This is a genomic window from Serratia sp. CY56464 (genome assembly GCF_052168435.1).
Lineage (GTDB): Bacteria > Pseudomonadota > Gammaproteobacteria > Enterobacterales > Enterobacteriaceae > Serratia > Serratia marcescens.
This window is the reverse complement of the sequence record NZ_JBJNMV010000001.1, coordinates 1,342,831-1,359,165: the sequence shown is the minus strand read 5'-3', so window position 1 is coordinate 1,359,165 and position 16,335 is coordinate 1,342,831. Positions and strand designations below refer to the sequence as shown.

The 16,335-nt window shown below is 62.8% G+C and carries 11 protein-coding genes; 10 read left to right on the top strand and 1 reads right to left on the bottom strand.

The window, feature by feature from the left end; all coding sequences use genetic code 11:
- The first annotated feature begins 7 nt into the window (after positions 1-7).
- Positions 8-550 carry a (2Fe-2S)-binding protein gene (locus ACJ8KE_RS06580; RefSeq protein ID WP_033640422.1) on the top strand — a complete coding sequence of 181 codons (543 nt, stop codon included), beginning with the start codon at positions 8-10 and terminating at the stop codon, positions 548-550.
- Positions 543-4,112, top strand: coding sequence for a molybdopterin cofactor-binding domain-containing protein (locus ACJ8KE_RS06575; protein WP_116403844.1), 3,570 nt, complete (start codon positions 543-545; stop codon positions 4,110-4,112). The genes ACJ8KE_RS06580 and ACJ8KE_RS06575 overlap by 8 nt, the downstream gene beginning before the upstream one ends.
- Positions 4,113-4,118: 6 nt before the next feature.
- On the opposite strand, the gene ACJ8KE_RS06570 is transcribed toward ACJ8KE_RS06575, so the two are convergent.
- Complete coding sequence (locus ACJ8KE_RS06570) at positions 4,119-5,000, bottom strand: LysR family transcriptional regulator (RefSeq protein ID WP_016927831.1); 882 nt, start codon at positions 4,998-5,000, stop codon at positions 4,119-4,121.
- Between the two features lie 107 nt (positions 5,001-5,107).
- Here ACJ8KE_RS06570 and ACJ8KE_RS06565 point away from each other — a divergent pair, with 107 nt between their 5' ends.
- The 8 genes from ACJ8KE_RS06565 to ACJ8KE_RS06530 all read left to right on the top strand — a co-directional run bounded on the left by ACJ8KE_RS06565 (position 5,108) and on the right by ACJ8KE_RS06530 (position 16,335).
- On the top strand, positions 5,108-5,851 hold the full coding sequence (locus tag ACJ8KE_RS06565) for a sulfite exporter TauE/SafE family protein (RefSeq protein ID WP_261419578.1): 744 nt from the start codon (positions 5,108-5,110) through the stop codon (positions 5,849-5,851).
- 852 nt (positions 5,852-6,703) lie between these two features.
- Positions 6,704-7,978, top strand: coding sequence for an HlyD family secretion protein (locus ACJ8KE_RS06560; RefSeq protein WP_079449657.1), 1,275 nt, complete (start codon positions 6,704-6,706; stop codon positions 7,976-7,978).
- Positions 7,971-10,070 (top strand): peptidase domain-containing ABC transporter, encoded by a 2,100-nt coding sequence (locus tag ACJ8KE_RS06555; protein WP_097102100.1) that lies wholly within the window; start codon positions 7,971-7,973, stop codon positions 10,068-10,070. The genes ACJ8KE_RS06560 and ACJ8KE_RS06555 overlap by 8 nt, the downstream gene beginning before the upstream one ends.
- Positions 10,071-10,241: 171 nt before the next feature.
- Positions 10,242-11,297 carry a P1 family peptidase gene (locus ACJ8KE_RS06550; RefSeq protein ID WP_033640413.1) on the top strand — a complete coding sequence of 352 codons (1,056 nt, stop codon included), beginning with the start codon at positions 10,242-10,244 and terminating at the stop codon, positions 11,295-11,297.
- 16 nt (positions 11,298-11,313) lie between these two features.
- Entirely contained in the window at positions 11,314-12,138 is an 825-nt protein-coding gene (locus ACJ8KE_RS06545; protein WP_442517174.1) for a M55 family metallopeptidase, read from the top strand.
- Positions 12,139-12,338: 200 nt separating this feature from the next.
- A complete protein-coding gene (locus ACJ8KE_RS06540) occupies positions 12,339-14,561 on the top strand; it encodes a molybdopterin cofactor-binding domain-containing protein (protein WP_442517173.1) in 2,223 nt (740 codons plus the stop codon).
- Positions 14,561-15,019 carry a (2Fe-2S)-binding protein gene (locus tag ACJ8KE_RS06535; protein ID WP_442517172.1) on the top strand — a complete coding sequence of 153 codons (459 nt, stop codon included), beginning with the start codon at positions 14,561-14,563 and terminating at the stop codon, positions 15,017-15,019. The genes ACJ8KE_RS06540 and ACJ8KE_RS06535 overlap by 1 nt, the downstream gene beginning before the upstream one ends.
- Before the next feature lie 11 nt (positions 15,020-15,030).
- The gene (locus ACJ8KE_RS06530; protein ID WP_016927822.1) at positions 15,031-16,335 is read left to right on the top strand and encodes a c-type cytochrome; all 1,305 of its coding nucleotides are present in this window, start codon (positions 15,031-15,033) and stop codon (positions 16,333-16,335) included.

Here is a 16,335-nt window from a genome sequence, read left to right as displayed (position 1 = left end):
GCGAACAATGGCGATATCTGAAGTGCAATCGCCCAGGGACGGCGCGAAAACCACGCTGACGGAGCATCCGCTGATGCTGTCGGTGAACGGCGAACAGCTTCATGCGCAGGTGATGGCGGATACGCCGCTCTTGCTGGTACTGCGCAACGATCTGGCGCTCAACGGCCCGAAATACGGCTGCGGCCTGGGCGAATGCGGCGCGTGCACCGTGCTGATCGACGGCGTGGCGGCGCGCTCCTGCGTGATCCCGGCGCTCGGTGTGTCCGGCCGGGCGATCGTGACCCTGGAAGGCCTTGGCGATCGCCAGCGCCCGCACCCGGTGCAGCGCGCCTTTATCGAAGAGCAGGCGGCGCAATGCGGCTACTGTCTCAATGGCATGATCATGACCACCAAAGCCCTGTTGGATCGCAATCCCGCCCCGAGCGAGGCGGAGATCCGTCAGGCGCTGTCCGGCAACCTGTGCCGCTGCGGCACCCATCTCGAAATCCTGCGTGCGGTTCAGCGCGCCATCATTCTCTGCCGCGATGAGGACGCCCACGCCCATGACTGATTCCCGTGTCCCATCGCCGAGCCAGGCCGACTTGCTGCAGCGCGACGGCGTGCTGCTGATCGTCGACAGCGTGCAACCGCCGCCGGGGCTGGTGCCCAAGGGGCAAACGCCGGTGCTGAAGCCCAAAGAGCAGGGGCTGTTTATCGCCCTGTGCGGCAGCGGCGAAATCTATGCCTTTAACGGCCATGTCGATCTCGGCACCGGCGTGCGCACCGCGCTCGGGCAGATCGTCGCCGAAGAGCTGTACCTGCGCATGGATCAGGTGCAAATGGTGTTGGGTGATACCGAACGCGCGCCGAATCAGGGCGCCACCATCGCCAGCGCCACGCTGCAGATCTCCGCCGTGCCGCTGCGCAACGCCGCCGCCGAGGCGCGTCGTTGGCTGTTGCGCCAGGCGGCGCAGCGCTTCGATGCGCCGGTGGAACAGCTGACGCTGGAAGAGGGCGTGATACGCAGCCCGCAGGGGCAGGCGCTCAGCTACGCCGAGCTGGTGGCCGGCGACCATGTCGAACTGCCGATTTCCGGCGACGCGCCGCTGAAACCGCAGGCGGAATATCGCCTGGTGGGCACCAGCGCCGCGCGCGTCGATATTCCGGCCAAGGCGACCGGCGAAACCACCTACGTACACGATATGCGCCTGCCGAACATGCTGCATGGCCGAGTGGTGCGTCCGCCCTATGCCGGGTACGACAGCGGCGAATTCGTCGGCACCAGTCTGCTGGCGGTGGACGAAACCTCGATCGCGCATATTCCCGGCATCGTCAAACTGGTGGTGATCGGCGATTTCATCGGCATTGTCGCCGAGCGCGAAGAGCAGGCGATTAAGGCGGCGCAGGCGCTGCAGGTCAGCTGGAAAGACTGGCGCCGCAATTTGCCGCAGATGACCGACGTGGCGCAGGCGCTGCGCGACAACCCGCATTCGACCCGGGTGGTGCACGATACCGGCGACGTGGACGCGGCGCTGGCGGCGGCTGACAGGCGTTTCACCCGCAGCTACCTGTGGCCGTATCAGCTTCATGCCTCTATTGGCCCTTCCTGCGCGCTGGCGGACTACCGACCGGAGCGTCTGCAGGTCTGGTCAGGCAGCCAGAACCCGCACCTGCTGCGCGCCGATCTGGCCTGGCTGCTGGAGTACCCGGAAGCGCAGATCGAGATCGTTCGCATGGAGGCGGCCGGCTGCTATGGCCGCAATTGCGCCGATGACGTCTGCGCCGACGCGGCGCTGCTGTCGCGCGCGGTGGGCCGGCCGGTGCGGGTGCAGCTGACCCGCGAGCAAGAGCATGTGTGGGAACCGAAGGGCACGGCGCAGCTGATGGAGGTGGACGGCGGGCTGGACGCCGCCGGGCACCCGGTCGCCTACGATTTTCGCACCTATTATCCTTCCAACGGCGCGCCGACGCTGGCGCTGTTGCTGACCGGCCGGGTCGAGCCGCTGCCGGTGGCCTATGAAATGGGCGACCGCACCTCGGTGCCGCCTTATGAGTATCCGGCGCTGCGCGTCAGCATCGAGGACATGGCGCCGATCGTGCGCGCCTCCTGGATGCGCGGCGTTTCCGCCTTGCCCAACACCTTCGCCCACGAGTCTTATATCGATGAGCTGGCCCACGCCGCCGGCGTCGATCCGCTGGAGTATCGGCTGCGCTACATCCATGATGAACGCGCCAGTGAACTGATGCGCAGCACCGCAGAACGCGCCGGCTGGACGCCGCATACCGAACCGATGCAGACCCCGGCGGAAGACGGCGTGCTGCGCGGGCGCGGCTTTGCCTACGCCCGTTACATCCACAGCAAGTTTCCCGGCTTTGGCGCGGCCTGGGCCGCCTGGGTGGCCGACGTGGCGATCGACAAAGCCAGCGGCGAAGTGGCGGTGACGCGCATCGTGGTCGGCCACGACGCGGGCATGATGGTCAACCCGGACGGCGTGCGCCACCAAATTCACGGCAACGTATTGCAATCGACCAGCCGGGTATTGAAAGAGCGCGTGACCTTTGAGGAATCGACGGTCTCCGCCAAAGAGTGGGGGGCTTACCCGATCCTGACCTTCCCGGAGGTGCCGGAGGTGGACGTGGTGATGATGCCGCGCCCTTACGATCCGCCGCTGGGCGCCGGGGAGTCGGCATCGGTGCCCAGCGCGGCGGCCATCGCCAACGCGGTGTTCGACGCCACCGGCATTCGTTTTCGCGAGCTGCCGATCACCTCGGACAAGCTGCGAGAGGCGTTGAACGGGCCGGACGCCGAGCGGCAGGCCGCGCCGCCCAAGAAAAAGAAGCGCGGCAAATGGTGGTTCGGCGGCGCGGCGGGGCTGTTCGGCGCCGTGCTGGGCATCGCCGGCAGCGCCTTGCCGTGGCGGGCGGAGATCGCGCCGGTGGCGACGCCCGGCGCCGGCACCTGGTCGGCCGCCACGCTGGAGCGCGGTCGTCAATTGGCCGCCGCCGGAGACTGCGCGGTTTGCCATACCGCGTCGGAAGGGGCGACCAACGCCGGCGGGTTGGCGATGGCGACGCCGTTCGGCACGCTCTACAGCACCAACATTACCCCGGACGTGGCGACCGGCATCGGCAACTGGTCGTTTACCGCATTCGATCGGGCGATGCGTCAGGGCATCGCCCGCGACGGCCGCCACCTCTATCCGGCATTTCCTTACACGGCATTCAGTAAAATGACCGACGGCGACATGCAGGCGCTGTACGCTTATCTGATGTCGCAACCGGCGGTGCGCCAGAGCAATCCGGCCAATCAGATGCGCTTCCCGTTTAACCTGCGGCCGCTGATGGCGGGCTGGAACGCGCTGTTCCTGCGCCAGGGGGAATATCAACCCGATCCGCAACAAAGCGCGCAGTGGAATCGCGGCGCCTATCTGGTCAACGGGCTCGGTCACTGCGCCGCCTGCCATTCGCCGCGCAATCTGCTGGGGGCGGAAAAGGGCGGCGCGGCTTTCCTGGCGGGGGGGATGGTGGACGGGTGGGAAGCGCCGGCGCTGAATCAATTGGCCAACGCGGACAAACCCTGGACCGAGGAACAGCTGTTTCAGTACTTCCGCAGCGGGCATTCCGCCGAGCACGGCGTGGCGGCCGGGCCGATGGGGCCGGTGGTCAGCGAACTGGCGACGTTGCCGCAGAGCGATCTGCGGGCGATGGCCAACTATGTGATGTCGCTGAGCGCCAAGGCGACGCTGAATGTGGAACCGCAGGCGCAGTTGGCGGCCCGCGCGTTGCCTGTGGGTCAACTGGCGGGCGAGCGGTTGTTTCAGGGCGCTTGCCAGGCCTGCCACAGCGCCGCCGCCGGCGGGCCGCAGCTGTTCGGCGTCAGCCCGGATCTGGCCAATAACACCAATATCTTCAGCGATCGCCCCGATAACCTGATCAAGGTGATCCTGCAAGGGATCCCCAAACCGGCCACCGCTGAATTGGGCTTTATGCCGGGCTTTAAGGACAGCTTTTCCGATCGGCAGGTGACGGCGCTGGTGAATTATCTGCGCCAACGCTATGCCGGCGACAAACCGGCCTGGCGCGACGTGGAGGCTCAGGTGGCGCGGCTGCGCGCAGAGCCGGGCACGCACTGAGCCGCCTCAGGCTTGGCGCAGGAACGCCACCAGCCGCTGCGCCGGCAGCGGCAGCTGCGCCAGGTCACGCACCGCGATCGACAGGCGTCGGGTCGCCCACTCGTCCGTTAGCGGCAGGGCGCCGTGTCGGATCTCCGGATGGCGTTGGGCGCTCTCCTCCGGCACCACCGCCAGCCCGGCGCCGCGCAGCACCATGCGACAGATGGCGTCGAAATTAGCCGCACGCGCCCGCAGCCGCATCGGGCCGCCGCTGCGTATCGCCAGCTGTTCCAGATGCTGTTGCAGCGCACTCTCTTCCGGCAGACCGATGAAATCAAAAGGCAGGGCGTCCGTAAAGCTGAGCGTGCGGCGGCCGCTGAGCGCATGCCCCGGCGGCAGCGCCAGCACCAGACGATCCTGGCGAAAAGGGTAACTTGTCAGCCCGCGCAGATCGGCGTGGTCCGCCACGATGCCGATATCCGCCGCCCGTTCGGCGATGGCCTGCGCGATGGCCGGGCTGGGCAGCTCCTCCAGCGCGATGTCGGTGTGCGGGTGCAGCACCAGAAAATCCGCCAACAGCTCCGGCAGAAAAGCGTCGGCGGCGACGGTATTGGCGACGATGCGCAGCTGGCTGCGCTGGCCCGGCGCGAACTCGGCCATATCACCCCGCAGCCGGTCGCGCTGTTGCAGCAGCACACGCGCGTGTTGCAACAGGCGCTCACCGGCGGACGTCGCCTGGACGCCGCGTGGATTGCGCGTCAACAGCGCCACGCCGGCCTGTTGCTCCAGCCCGCGCATGCGGGCGCTGGCGGCGGCCAGCGACAGCCCGACGCGCTCGGCGCCGGCGGTGATGCTGCCGGTTTCGAGCACCGCCGCCAACAGCCGCAGATCGATAAAGTCAAAATGCATGCGTTCTTCCTCTGTCTTTGCCGCAGGCAGGCTCTGCCATTGCCGCATTGTGCCGCGGCGTGGCGCCAGCCACAATCGGGCCGTTGATTCGCCATAAGGATAGACGCATGTCGCTGACGTTACTTGAGATTATCGCCCTGACGGGCATTTTTACGCTGGCCGGCACGGTCAAAGGGGCGATCGGTCTGGGATTGCCGACGGTGTCGATGGGGTTGCTCAGCCTGATGATGCCGCCGGGGCAGGCCGCCGCGTTGCTGCTGTTGCCCTCGCTGATCACCAACCTGTGGCAACTGCTGTGCGGGCCGCGGTTGGGGGCGCTGTGCCGGCGGCTCTGGCCGATGATGCTGTGCGTCATGCTGGGCACGTTATTGAGCGCCGGCGCGCTCACCGACATCGACGGCCGCCTGGCGCCGCTGGCGCTGGGCGTTTGCCTGATCGGCTATGCGCTGCTGGGTTTTACCCGTTTCGACTGGCGCGTTTCCGCCACGGCAGAGCCTTGGCTGGGACCGCTGTGTGGCCTGGCGACCGGTACGTTGACCGGCGCCACCGGCGTATTCGTCATACCGGCGGTGCCCTATCTGAACGCATTGGGCCTGGCGCGTGACGATCTGGTGCAGGCGCTGGGGTTGTCGTTCACCGTCTCGACGCTGGCGCTGGCCGCCGGATTAGCCTGGCATCAGGCGCTGCCCGCTACGCTGCTCGGCAGTTCGCTGTTGGCGCTGTTGCCGGCGCTTGCCGGCATGTGGCTGGGGGAGAGGGTGCGTCGTCATTGGCGCCCGCAGCTGTTCCGCCGCCTCTTCTTTATTGGGTTATTAATCTTGGGCGTTGAGATTATTTGGCGATTCAATTAATTGAATCGATAGTGCCTACGTGTAATTAGGTTCGGTATATTATTCCGGGTTTTATTCTAATATGATTGTTTTCAATGTTTAAAATATAATTTTCTTATTGGATTTTTTATGAAATACAGAGTGGTTATGGATTGTCATTAGTGTGTTTTACTTTTGCCGCTACAGCTATTTTTAATGACTGTAAAACCAGTAAACCCATAGGAGAGTATTTATGAGGGAAATTTTAAGCAGCCAATTCGATGCGGTGTCGGGTGGATGGCAGGATCGCGATGGGAGTGGAAAAAGATCGTCTGATAACGGAGAGGGGGTATATGATGAATAGATATTTTTTTTATAAAGAGTGATGAATCAAAAGTGCTAAGAAAGGAAGTGGTTACGCGAGAAATAATTAAAGACATGAAGCAGAAGGGGTTCAGAAAGCATCATGTCGAAGTAGAGGCTGATAACGAAAGCGATGCCATTAAAAAAATAAATAAGAACAGCAATGATTATTTGGATTCATTGAGGTGTTTTTCCGGTGATTTATTGTTTTGTTCTATTTTTGTTATTGTTATGACGATCGTCTATTTTGCCACGATGAAAATGAGTTAGGGTCAGGTACTGTTGAATTTGAAGAAATAAAAAGGCTTATCGAACTGGAACTCTCTGATTTTCCCTGGATATGACATTGCCATTGAGTGAAACATACGTGCATAAAAATCTATTGGCGCCAGGATCACTCAGAAGATTTAAAGGCGTTTACTTTAATAGTTTCATATCCTCTCGCCAAAATTAACTGACCTGCTGCTTGTTTTATTGTCAATACAATAGCCTGTGAATTTGAATGTTAGCTATCAATAAGGGATGCCGATCATGTTTCGCCAGGAAGCGATCGATAATCAGAGAATGAAATGGCGTGGCAGGGCGCTCCTGCTACCCGGTATTCCCGTTTGGGGCACGACAGGGCTCTGCCTGTTTTTCTTCATCGCCTTTCTCACCTTCGCGATCGCCGGTACCTATACCCGGCGGGTCAACGTGACCGGCGAGATCAGCACTTATCCGCGCGCCGCCAACGTCTATTCCGCCGTCCAAGGGATAGTGGTCAAACAATTCGTCACCGAAGGGCAGGTGATTGCCGTTGGTGCCCCCATTTACCAGATTGACGTCAGCAAGAGCACCCGTAGCGGTGTGATCAGCGACAACCAGCGCCGGGATATCGATGGCCAGCTGGCACGCATTGCGCAAATCATCAACCGACTGGAAAGCGGCAAGCAGGCCACGCTTATCATGCTGGAACAACAGAAGGCGCAATACACCGCTGCATTCACCCGCTCCACTGATATCCTCAAACGCGCCCAGGAAGGGATACGCATCATGAAGGAAAACATGGAGAACTACCGGCACTATCAGACCAAGGGGCTGATCAATAAGGATCAGCTCACCAACCAGGTGGCGCTGTATTACCAGCAGCAGAACAACCTGCTGGGCCTGTCCGGCCAGAACGAACAGAATGCGCTGCAGATCACCGCGCTGGAAAGCCAGATCCATATCCAGGGTGCCGAATTCGACAACCAGATTTACCAGATGGAGCTGCAGCGCTACGAGCTGCAAAAGGAGCGGCAAAACATAGATGCCACTGGCGATATTATCGTTCGCGCGCTGGCCGGAGGCCGTATCGATTCGCTGAGCGTCACGGTTGGCCAAATGGTCAACGTCGGCGACAGTCTGCTGCAGATTATCCCGCAAAACATCGATCGCTATGCCCTGGTGCTCTGGGTGCCCAACGACGCCATCCCCTACATCGCCGCCGGCGATAAGGTCAATGTGCGCTATGACGCCTTTCCGGCGGAGAAATTTGGTCAGTTCGCCGGCACAGTGTCCGTCATCTCCAAAGCCCCGGCTTCGCCGCAGGAAATGCTGACCTACCAGGGAGCGCCCAAAGCGGCGCTGACCGCCGCCGGGCCGTACTACAAGGTGATCGTCATGCCGGAGAAACAGGCCATTGCCTATGACGGTAAACGCCTCAGCCTGGAAAACGGCATGAAAGCGCAAAGCACTCTGTTTCTGGAAAAAAGGAAGATGTATCAATGGATGCTGTCGCCGTTCTACGACATGAAACACAGCGCGACGGGGCCAGTCAATGAGTAGGACCACATTCAAACAACGGGTCAGCCAACTGGATCTGCGGTTGCGCCACCGGGTTTCGATGGTGCACCAGACCGAGTCGTCGGAATGCGGGCTGGCCTGTCTGGCGATGATTTGCGGTTATTACGGCAAAAACATCGACCTGATCGCGCTGCGCCGGCAGTTCAACCTGTCATCCCGCGGTGCAACGCTGGTTGGACTGACCGGTATCGCCGAGCAATTGGGGTTGAGCACCCGTCCCCTGTCTCTGGATCTGGACGAACTCGGCGCGCTAAAACTGCCCTGCATTCTGCACTGGGAATTCAACCATTTCGTGGTGCTGGTCAGCGTCAAAGGCCACCGCGCGGTGCTGCACGATCCGGCGCGCGGGCGCCGGGCCGTCAGCCTGACGGAACTGTCGCACAGTTTCACCGGCGTAGCGCTTGAGGCCTGGCCCGGCAGCGAATTCACCGCCGACAGTGTCCGCCATCGCATTCATCTTCGCACGCTGATCGGCAGCGTGCATGGCCTCAAGCGGGCGCTCGGCAAAATCTTTTGCCTGTCTCTGGTGTTCGAAACCATCAACCTGGTGATGCCCATCGGCACGCAGCTGGTGATGGATCACGCTATTCCTGCCGGAGATCGCGGGTTACTGTCGCTCATCTGCGCCGGATTGATGCTCTTTATCTTGTTGCGGGCCGCCATCGGCATGGTGCGGGCATGGTCAGGATTGGTCATGGCGACGCTTATCAACGTTCAGTGGCAGGCCGGGTTGTTCACCCATCTGTTGCGCCTGCCACTCGGTTACTTTGAACGTCGTAAACTGGGTGACATTCAGTCACGCTTCGGTTCACTGGATACGCTGCGCAGCACTTTCACCACCAGTATCGTCGGCGCCATCATGGACGGCATCATGGTGATCGGTGTGTTGGTGATGATGGTGCTGTATGGCGGCTGGCTGACCTGGGTAGTGCTCACTTTCACCGCGCTTTATGTGTTGATGCGACTGCTGACCTACGGATATTACCGTCAGCTGTCCGAGGAGGCGCTGGTGAGAGAGGCTCGGGCCGGCTCGTATTTTATGGAAACGCTGTACGGTATCGCTACCGTCAAGATGCAGGGCATGGCAGAACGCCGCATCGCTCACTGGCTAAACCTTGAAATCGACACCATCAACACGGGTATCCGCGTCACCAGGATGGACATGCTGTTTGGCGGGATCAACACCTTTATAGCGGCGTGTGACCAGATCGTCATTCTGTGGTTGGGAACCAGCCTGGTGATCGATAACCAGATGACCCTCGGCATGTTCGTGGCGTTCGGCGCCTTTCGGGGGCAGTTCTCCGACCGCATCGGGTCGCTGACGGAATTTTTGCTGCAGCTGCGCATGATGAGCCTGCATAACGAGCGCATCGCTGATATCGCCCTGCATCCGCGGGAGGCGCGTAAACCCGATCACCCATACACGGCGGGCCTGCAACCTTTGGGATTGACGACCCATGCCCTGAGCTATCGTTACGACAGCCAGTCACCGGCTATTTTTGATGGCCTGGACATCAGCGTTGCGCCAGGCGAAAGTGTGGCCATCGTGGGCCCGTCCGGCGCCGGCAAAACCACGTTGATGAAGGTGTTGTGCGGACTGTTTACCCCGGATTCGGGGCGGGTTGAGGTGAACGGCGTCGATATCCGGCAGCTCGGCATCAACAACTACCACAAAATGATTGCCTGCGTGATGCAGGACGACAAACTGTTCTCCGGCTCGATCCGGGAAAATATCTGCGGGTTCGCGGACGAGATGGATGATGCCTGGATGGAAGCCTGTGCCCGTGCCAGCTATCTGCATGAGGTGATCATGCGCATGCCGATGGGGTATGAAACCCCGATCGGCGAGTTGGGGGAGGGATTGTCCGGCGGGCAAAAACAACGGTTATTCATAGCTCGGGCAATCTACAAAAAACCGGCTATTTTGTTCCTGGACGAGGCCACCAGCGCGCTGGATAAGGAGAGCGAAGCTGCCGTGAATCAGGCAATTAAGAGACTCAACATCACTAAGCTGATCATTGCCCATCGTGAAACGACCATTGCGTCGGCAGATCGAGTTATACATTTTGGATAAGGGGGATATCACCCGCGGCACCGGCCATTTACACTGTTTTTCCCCCTAAAAACCCAATAAATGGCGATGGGGCAAGGCGATTTTTGCTGCCCGCTTCCGCTTTCAATTTACGGCGCGGCGCATTGCGCGATATTCTGGTTTTCTGATGGGCTGACGGCGGATGAGGGAACCATGACAGACAGCCAGGCGTTTGAACAACAAAGCCTCGACAATCTGCTGAGCTATTGGCGGCGCCATCGCCGCCTGCCGGGCGCGCGCTATCCGGCCGGCCCGACCGACACCCTGTGCGACGTGCCGGGCGTCAGCGTCGGGCATCACACGCTGGCCGACGGCGAATGCCAGACCGGCGTTACCGCCATCGTGCCGCCGGGCGATCTGTTTAACCAGCCGCTGCCGTGTGGCAGCGCGGTGCTCAACGGCTTCGCCAAGCCGCTGGGGCTGGTGCAGCTGAATGAGCTGGGGGTGCTGCAAACGCCTATTCTGCTGAGCAACACCTTCGCCGTGGGCACGCTGTTCAACGCCATGGTGCGGCGCAGCTGTCTGCGTTACCCGCAGATCGGCCGCGGCAGCGCCACCATTAACCCGCTGGTGCTGGAGTGTAACGACGGTTACCTCAACGATATTCAGGCGATGGCGGTGCGTGAGGAGCACGTCTTCAGCGCGCTGGATAACCACTCCACCCGCTTTGCGCGCGGCAGCGTCGGCGCCGGGCGCGGCATGAGCAGTTTCGGCTTGAAGGGCGGCATCGGCACCGCCTCACGCTATTGCCCTGGGCTTGGCACCACGCTCGGCGTGCTGGTGCTGGCCAATTTCGGCACCCTCGACTCGCTGACGCTGAGCGGCGTGCGCGTCGGCCAGGCGCTGGGCAAACTGTTGGCTGACCCGCCGCCGCAGGTGGACGCCGGTTCGGTCATCATCATCATCGCCTGCGATCGGGCGCTGGACAGTCGCCAGCTGAACCGCATCGCCCGCCGCGCGGGCGCGGGTCTGGGGCGGGTAGGCAGCCATTGGGGGCACGGCTCCGGCGACATCGCGCTGGCGTTCTCCACCCGGTTGCTGGGGGCCACGCTGCCGGACGAACGGCTGGAGCCGCTGTTTGCGGCGGCCGCGGACGCCACCGAATATGCGGTGTTGGATGCGTTGCTGAGCGCCGAGGGCGTCAGCGGTTTCCAGCAGCATGCGCGCGTGGCGCTGGGCCCGCTGCTCGATCGGCTGGCGGCAAATTAAATAACGGGAGTGTGATGTGAAAGTCTTTATCTCTGCGGATATCGAGGGTATTGCCGGCGTGATGCGGCCGGAGCAGTGCAACCCGGGCCATGCCGACTATGCGGCGGCGCGCGAGCTGATGGAGCAGGAGGTCAACGCCGCCATCGACGGCGCTTTCGCCGGCGGCGCCACCGAGGTGACGGTGGCCGACAGCCACGCCATGATGCAGAACCTGCGCGCCGATCGCATCGATGCGCGGGCGCGCCTGGTGCAGGGCAAACCGCGCGGGCTATCGATGGTGGAAGGGCTGCAGCATCAACATTACGATGGCCTGATGTGCATCGGTTATCACAGCGCCGCCGGCGAACGCGGCGTGCTGGCGCATACCATCAACGGTCGGGCCTTTTATCGCGTCAGCCTGAACGGCGAGGTCGTAGGCGAAAGCGATCTGTATGCGGCGATGGCGGCGGAGTTGAACGTGCCGTTGTGGCTGGTGAGCGGTGACGACGAGCTGCAACGTTGGATCGCTGAACGTTATCCGCAATCCGGCTATGTTTGCGTAAAACGCGCCCTCTCGCAAACCGCCGCCGAATCGCTCAGCCCACAGCGGGCGCGGGCGGAGATCCGCGAGCGGGCGATGCAACAGGTGCGCCAGGGCGCCAGACTGCCGGTGGAGCGCCGTTTTATGCCGCCTTACCGGCTGACGCTGATGGCGGCCAAACCGGTGCTGGCGGATCTGTTCAGCCTGGTGCCCGGCGTGGAGCGCCAGGACGCGCTCACCGTGGCCTTCGACAGCGACAACATGGCGGCGCAAATCAACCTGCTCAGCGTTTTCTCCTCTCTGGCGGCGACGCAGAGCTGACCCCGGTGCGGGTGCCTGCCCGCACCGCACGATTCTCCAATAGAAAAACCCTCTTCAACATTAAGTCTACTGGATAATAGGCTACGCTAATTATTGCTCTGTTGCGCTATATCACCTGACGGGCGCGACAAGCCATTCCCATAACAAGATTTGTTTCGCCGAAGGCAGTGACGCCTTCGGTTTTTTTGGAGTCATGAGCAATGAGCATATCCCAAGTTCCGCTTTCGCGGCGGCGGTTTATCGTCGGCGCCGGGGCGTTGGTGATCGGCGCCTATCTGCCGTCCACCGGCGCGCTGGCGCGTTCGGCTGCCCCGACCGCCTCCGGCGCGGCGGCGTTAGACGCCAACGCCTTCGTTCAGATCGGCGTCGACGGCGTCGTCACCGTCATCAGTAAACACACCGAAGTGGGCCAGGGGGTCTATACCGGCATGGCGACGCTGGTCGCCGAAGAGCTCGATGCCGATTGGGCACAGGTGCGGGTCGTGGCCGCGCCGGTGGACACCAATATCTACAAAAACCTGGCCTTCGGATTCCAGGGCACCGGCGGTTCCAGCTCGGTGGCCAATGCCTATGAGCAAATGCGGCGTATGGGCGCCATGGCGCGCGCGCTGCTGGTGCAGGCCGCCGCGCAGAGCTGGAAAACCTCGGCGCAGGAAATCACCGTGCAGGCGGGCAAGATCCGCCATGCCGCCAGCGGGCGCGAAGCGGGCTTCGGCGAATTCGCCGCGCTGGCCGCCACGCTGCCGCCGCCCGATCCCGCCAGCCTGACGCTGAAGGATCCGGCCAATTTCACCCTGATCGGCAAAACGCGCGGTTTGCACCGCGTCGATTCGCTGGCGAAAACCAACGGCAGCGCGCAGTTCTCGCAGGATATCCACGAGCCGGACATGCTGACCGTCACCATCAAGAAACCGCCGCGTTTCGGCGGCAAAGTGGCGACCTTCGACGCCGAGCGGGCGCTGGCGGTGCCGGGCGTGGTGGCGGTGAAGCAGGTCGCCACCGGCGTGGCGGTTTACGCCAAAAACACCTGGGCGGCGATCCAGGGGCGGGAACGGCTGCGGGTCACCTGGGACGACGCGCAGGCCGAACGGCGCAACACCGAGGAGATCTACGCCGAATTCCGCCAGGTGGCGCAGAAAACCGGCGTGGTGGCGAAGAGCCACGGCAAGCCGGACGAGGTGTTCGATAAGGCCGATAAGGTGATCGAGGCCGAATACACCTTCCCGTACGTCGCGCACGCGCCGATGGAGCCGCTGGACGGCTATCTGTTCTGGGACGGCGAGAGCGTCAAGGCGCGCTACGGCTGCCAAATCCAGACGCTCGATCACAAGCAATTGTGCGATCTGTTCGAGTTGCCGCCGGACAAGGTGCAGATTGAAACCATTCTGGCGGGCGGCAGCTTCGGCCGGCGCATCGATTTAGGCAACCCGACGCTGGGGCCGGATCTGGCGGCCGACATGGCGGCGGCGGCCAAGGGCATCGGCCCCGGCCACGGCGTGAAGGTGGTGTGGACGCGCGAGGACGACATCCGCAACGGCTGGTATCGCCCGATGATCCTGCACCGCCTGCGCGGCGCCATTCGGGGCGGCAAAGTGGTGGGCTGGACCGATACCGTGGTCGGCCACTCCTGGACGCGCCACAGCGCGATGGATGCGCTGGTGGTCAACGGCCTCGATCAGATGATGGTCGAGGGCGCCAGCGAGGTCTCATACACCTTCGAAGCCTTCCGCTGCGATGCGCATATCGTGCCCGGCAAGGTGCCGACCACCTCTCTGCGGTCGGTCGCCAGCACCCACACCGGCCACGCGGTGGAGAGCTTTATCGATCAGCTGTTGCAGGAAACCGGCCAGGATCCGGTCGAAGGGCGGCTGGCGCTGATGGGCGATGCGCCGCGCGCGGCGGGCGTGCTGCGGGCGGTAGCGAAAGCCGCCGGCTGGCAGGGCGCTAAAGTGGTAGACGGACGCGCGCGCGGCGTGGGCGTCGCCAAGGCGTTCGACACCTATGTGGCGCAGGTGGCCGAGGTGTCGATCGGCGAAGGCGGCATCCCCAAAGTGCATAAAGTGTGGTGCGCGGTGGACTGCGGCGTGGCGGTGAATCCCGACGTGATCCGCGCGCAGATCGAGGGCGGTATCGGCTACGGCCTGAGCCTGGCGCTGTACGGCAATATCACGCTGAAAGACGGCGTGGTCGAACAGTCCAATTTCAATAACTTCCGCCCGCTGCGCATCGATGAGATGCCGGAGATCGAGGTGATCATCGTGCCTTCGACCGAGAAACCGACCGGCGTGGGCGAGCTGGGGGTGCCGACCATCGCCCCGGCGGTCGGCAATGCGCTGGCGCTGCTTGGGCGGCCGCGCACCTCGCTGAGCCTGCCGCTGCATAATCCCACTGCGAATCCGGCGTCTGACAAGGAGAGAACCTGATGATTCATTTAACCGTAAACGATCAGCCGCTGACTTTCGAGGGCGATCCGCACATGCCGCTGCTGTGGTTTCTGCGTGACGAAGCCGGCTTGACCGGCACCAAATTCGGCTGCGGCATCGCCATGTGCGGCGCCTGTACCGTGCATCTGGACGGCGTGCCGGTGCGTTCGTGCATGACGCCGGTCTCCGCCGCCGTCGGCAAAAAAATCACCACCATCGAAGCCGTGGGCGCCACGCCGGAAGGCAAGGCGGTGCAGGAAGCCTGGCTTGATCTGGACGTGGTGCAGTGCGGTTACTGCCAGTCCGGCCAGATCATGAGCGCCAGCGCGCTGCTGGCGCAAATCAAGAATCCGAGCGATGCGGACATCGACGCGGCGATGGGCGGCAACGTTTGCCGTTGCGCCACCTATGTACGCATTCGCGCCGCCATCCACCAGGCCGCCAAGGCGTTGGGTTAGGGAGAGATGCGATGAGCAATGCCTTGAAAGGGCTGTTATGGCTGATTATCGCCGTGGTGGTGTTGGCGGGAGGATACGCGCTGTATACGCTGCTGCGGCCCACCGGCGCTGAGCCTGCGGCGCCGATCGCCGGGGCGCCGGCCGGCATGACCGACAAACTGGCGCGCGGCGAGTACCTGGCGCGCGCCGCCGACTGCGTGGCGTGCCACACCGCGCCGGGCGGCACGCCTTATGCGGGCGGCTTCGCCTTCAAGCTGCCGTTCGGCACCATTTACGGCACCAACATCACCGCCGACAAGGAAACCGGCATCGGCAACTGGAGCGACGATCAGTTCGTGCGCGCGGTGCGTGAGGGCATCGGCCCACAGGGCAACCTGTATCCGGCGATGCCTTATACTTCCTACACCGGGCTGAGCCGCGATGACGTGCTGGCGATCAAGGATTATCTGTTCAGTCTGCCGCCGGTGAAACAGGCCAACCCGCAAAACGAGCTGTCGTTCCCGTTCAACCAGCGTTGGGGCATGAAATTCTGGAACCTGGCGTTCTTCCAGGAGCAGCGTTTCGCGCCGGATCTCAACAAGGATGAACAGTGGAATCGCGGCGCCTATCTGGCGACGGCGCTCGGCCACTGCGGCGAGTGCCATACGCCGCGCAATCTGGGGTTCGGTCTTAACCAGAGCAAGCACCTGAGCGGTGAAGTGGTGCAGGGCTGGTTCGCCGCCAACATCACGCCGGACAAACAGACCGGCATCGGCGGCTGGAGCGACCAGCAACTGTCGCAATATCTGGCCACCGGCCATGCGCCGGGGCGCAGCAGCGCCGCCGGTCCGATGGCGGAAGCGGTGGAAAACAGCCTGCAGTTCCTGACGCCGGAAGATAATCTGGCGCTGGTGAAATACCTGCGCGACATCGAACCCATCGCCGGCGACAGCGCGGCGGCGGTGAACTTGCAGCCGAAGGGCGCGGGGGCTTCCACCCCGATCCTGCCGGGCGGGCAAGACAGCTCGCTCGGGCGGCGGATGTTCGCCAACGACTGCAGCGGCTGCCACCAGTGGAACGGGCCGGGCCGCCAGAGCGAGTATGCTTCGCTGGTGGGCAGCACGGCGGTGAACGATCCGCAGGGGCGCAGCGTGGTGCAGGCTATCCTGAAGGGGACGAGCATCAGCGTCGGCGAGCGGCATGAGATGATGCCGTCGTTCGGCAGCGCGTATTCCGACGAGGAAGTGGCGGCGGTCGCCAACTTCGTGGTCGGCCACTTCGGCGATAAGCAGGGCAGCGTCACCGCCAAACAGGTGGCGGAGCAGCGCAAGCAGTAA